Here is a 3017-nt window from a genome sequence, read left to right on the forward strand (position 1 = left end):
GTGACCTACTGATTACAAGTCAGTTGCTCTGCCTGCTGAGCTAAGTCGGCGCGGATGGGATGATGTAAACGGGGAAATAACCGTGGCAACCCTTTATTAACCCTTGGTTACCTGATTAATAAAAAATTAACACACCTCCAGAAACGACAAAACCCCACCATTGCTGGCAGGGTTTCGATGATTAAGCGGTGTGTCGTAGTGACCACCCTTAACAGGATATCCAGATTTTTACGTACGTAAAATATTTTTTCTCTGTGGTGACGTGTTGCAAACCAAGGAACACTGGCTTATGCTGTTCCTTATCGTGGAACACAAAACACTATGCTCCACTTTTCGGATACGGATAACACGATGATCAAGAGCTTCAAGCATAAAGGACTTAAGAAGTTCTTTATGAATAACGACAGTAGCGGTCTGGAGCAGAAACTGGTTAGCCGCATAAAAAATCGTTTAACCGTAATAGATGCCGCCGAGAGTATTGATGCGATTGCCATTCCCAACTTCGATCTCCATCAACTGAAAGGCGACAGAAAAGATATCTGGTCAATCAGCGTATCGGGTAACTGGCGCATCACCTTCAGGTTCGTTGATGGTGATGCAGAGATTCTTAACCTTGAGGATTACCACTAATGAGAATGTATAGCCCCTCTCACCCGGGCGAGATTGTGGCAGAAACACTGGAGGATATGCATATCAGCCTCCGTCAGTTTGCGAAAGCAATGGAGATTGCCCCCTCGACCGCCAGTCGTCTTATTTCCGGGCATACTGCAGTGACGCCTGAAATGGCATTACGCCTATCAGCAGTCATTGGCAGCACCCCGGAAACCTGGCTTAAAATGCAGGCTAATTACAGCCTGGCAGAAGCGAGAAAGACAACGGATATCAGCCACCTGCACCGCCTGTCTTTTGCGTAGTGCTTCTGGACCGTTACCTGCTCACGTAGCGGTCCATCTCCAGCGTGACTTCCAGCATCATCAGCATACCCTCTACAACGCCCTCTGCTTTCTGGAGTTTTTTACCGATATGTCCATCAGAGCAACCATGTTTCCGCGCCAGCGAGATAAAGGTCATGCCCATCACGTAATAGTCCATCAGCAGATCGTGCAGGTCGGCATTATTTTTGTTCAGCCGCGCCATGCAGCCGCAGATAACCATCGCGTCATCGTCGCAGCACTGAGCGCGGGATTTTACCCGTGACGGGATGAGCCCCTTAAATCCAGCGGCGATGGCTGCCCACGCCACGTCTTCATGATTATTGGCCGCCCAGGCTCCCCAGCGTTCCAGTACCTGTTGAATATCACGCATCACTTACCCCTTAACCTTAATACTGATACCGCTTGCCAGCACGATAGCGGCAAATAAAAACCAGCCCCAGCCGTCTTTGCCCTGATAAGCCAGAATTCCGGCTGCCGCTGAGCACAGGATTGGGGCTATTAATGCAAATGCTGCTATGGTGATGTTTTCCATGATTCCTCCTGTGATTTCATGTTTTCGCATATCGACGCTGCCGGGGCCTGGGTTCAGGTGTTGAGCGGCGACGGGCCTCCTCCTGGTCAATCGGCAGAAAATGGCCGTTATAGAAGCGTCGGTAAATCGTGCCGAGCTCACCGTTGCGCTGCTTGGTCACGTTAATTTCCGCAATCCCTTTGGCTGGAGACTCAGGGTCATAAACTTCATCGCGGTAAAGCATCATGATCAGATCAGCATCTGCCTCAATCTCACCTGAGTTTTTAAGGTCGGAGTTCATAGGGCGTTTGTTGGGTCGCGACTCCACGCCGCGGGAAAGCTGGCTGAGGGCAAGGACTGGCGTTTTGTTGGATTTTGCCAGACGCTTGAGCCCTTTTGATACTTCACCCACGGCAAGGTCATAGCGTGCGGTGCTTTCAATCCTGATAAGCGCCAGATAATCCACAACCACCAGCGCTATTTCGGGATGTACCAGCTGCATACGCGTGGCTATCTGCTGGATTTGCTCTACAGTAAGGTCCGTTGAATCCACCATCCAGATACTGCGGCCGGTCAGTCGCTCCATGCCGTTCGTCAGCCTGGCCCAGTCCTCATCACCGAAATCCGCAGCCGCTTTCAGGCGCGATACGGACATTCCTCCGGCTGCGGATACCATGCGCTCGCCGATCTGGATATTTGGCATTTCCATGCTAAAGAACAGCACACCGCGCCCCTGCCCGGATACTTTGTCGATGATATCCAGCGCCAGCTCGGTTTTACCCATTGACGGCCGCGCAGCAATGAACACAAGGTCTGTGGGTTCAATACCACCAGTTCTGGCGTCAAGCTCTTCAATGCCGGTCATGAGGCTTCTGGCTTCTTCAAGTCCGCGGTTGCGCGCATCTACCCGGTCAACAACCGCAGGAAGAATGTCGTCGATATGAACGGGTTGAACAGTATTATCTTCGAGAGAAATCGCAGCAATTTTGCTTTGCGCAGCCCTGAATGCAGCCAGAGCCGCCTCACCATTGTGAGCACTACGGAGATCGGCCAGCGCCTTTTCAATCACCGCTTCGGCATCGCGGACAGCTGCATTACGCTCCAGTGTGGAAACGTAGGACACAAGCGCCGACTTAGCCCAGGTGATGCGGCTTGATTCAAGGATTATCGCACTGTGCTGTGACATGCTTTCGCACAGCAGCACCGGGTCAATCAGCCCGGTACCACGTGCCTGACGGCAGATACCTGCGTAAATGTCACGGTACTGCGGCACGGAGAAAGCAGCGGCCGGAACCCTGGAAAGAATGTCCAGCACCTCAGGGTCGGCCCCGCGCAGAAAAATCGCGCCAATTACCGCCCCTTCCAGATCTTCATTTTTCCAGACTGGCGTCATGCTGCTACTCCTTCGCGTCCACGGAAGCTTTCCCAGCCGAACGCCAGGCGATTACGACCACCATCGGTCACACGATCAACGATACGTTCACCAATGGATTCTTTCAGCTGGTCGAAGGTCAGATTGCTGATCAGGATTGTCGGCAGGATGCTTTCATACCGGGCATTGATGATTTCCT

At 52.2% G+C, this 3017-nt stretch carries 5 protein-coding genes and 1 pseudogene; 2 read left to right on the forward strand and 4 right to left on the reverse strand.

The window, feature by feature from the left end:
- Window positions 1-351: 351 nt before the first annotated feature.
- Both AAIR21_RS27440 and AAIR21_RS27445 read left to right on the forward strand, forming a co-directional pair.
- Window positions 352-630, forward strand: coding sequence for a type II toxin-antitoxin system RelE/ParE family toxin (locus tag AAIR21_RS27440; RefSeq protein ID WP_434682771.1), 279 nt, complete (start codon window positions 352-354; stop codon window positions 628-630).
- Window positions 630-914, forward strand: a complete 285-nt coding sequence (locus AAIR21_RS27445) for a HigA family addiction module antitoxin (protein WP_434682772.1) — start codon at window positions 630-632, stop codon at window positions 912-914. Before AAIR21_RS27440 ends, AAIR21_RS27445 begins: the two co-directional genes overlap by 1 nt.
- 13 nt (window positions 915-927) lie before the next feature.
- Here the strand turns inward: AAIR21_RS27445 and AAIR21_RS27450 are convergent, their stop codons facing one another.
- The 4 genes and pseudogenes from AAIR21_RS27450 to AAIR21_RS27465 all read right to left on the reverse strand — a co-directional run.
- Entirely contained in the window at window positions 928-1305 is a 378-nt protein-coding gene (locus AAIR21_RS27450) for an antiterminator Q family protein (RefSeq protein WP_434682774.1), read from the reverse strand.
- A 3-nt stretch (window positions 1306-1308) separates the two neighbouring features.
- Window positions 1309-1467, reverse strand: coding sequence for a hypothetical protein (locus AAIR21_RS27455; RefSeq protein WP_335265590.1), 159 nt, complete (start codon window positions 1465-1467; stop codon window positions 1309-1311).
- Between the two features lie 16 nt (window positions 1468-1483).
- On the reverse strand, window positions 1484-2839 hold the full coding sequence (locus AAIR21_RS27460; RefSeq protein ID WP_434682776.1) for a replicative DNA helicase: 1356 nt from the start codon (window positions 2837-2839) through the stop codon (window positions 1484-1486).
- Window positions 2836-3017 (reverse strand): annotated as a pseudogene (locus tag AAIR21_RS27465) (ATP-binding protein); the annotation flags it as partial. The pseudogene AAIR21_RS27465 and the gene AAIR21_RS27460, both read right to left, overlap by 4 nt.

The organism is Enterobacter sp. PTB (assembly GCF_051130085.1).
GTDB lineage: Bacteria > Pseudomonadota > Gammaproteobacteria > Enterobacterales > Enterobacteriaceae > Enterobacter > Enterobacter ludwigii.

What these genes read in the sequence shown, in the direction of transcription:
- AAIR21_RS27440 (WP_434682771.1), top strand. Translation starts at nt 352, where the DNA reads ATGATCAAGAGCTTCAAGCATAAAGGACTTAAGAAGTTCTTTATGAAT.
- AAIR21_RS27445 (WP_434682772.1), top strand. Translation starts at nt 630, where the DNA reads ATGAGAATGTATAGCCCCTCTCACCCGGGCGAGATTGTGGCAGAAACA.
- AAIR21_RS27450 (WP_434682774.1), bottom strand. Translation starts at nt 1,305, where the DNA reads ATGCGTGATATTCAACAGGTACTGGAACGCTGGGGAGCCTGGGCGGCC.
- AAIR21_RS27455 (WP_335265590.1), bottom strand. Translation starts at nt 1,467, where the DNA reads ATGGAAAACATCACCATAGCAGCATTTGCATTAATAGCCCCAATCCTG.
- AAIR21_RS27460 (WP_434682776.1), bottom strand. Translation starts at nt 2,839, where the DNA reads ATGACGCCAGTCTGGAAAAATGAAGATCTGGAAGGGGCGGTAATTGGC.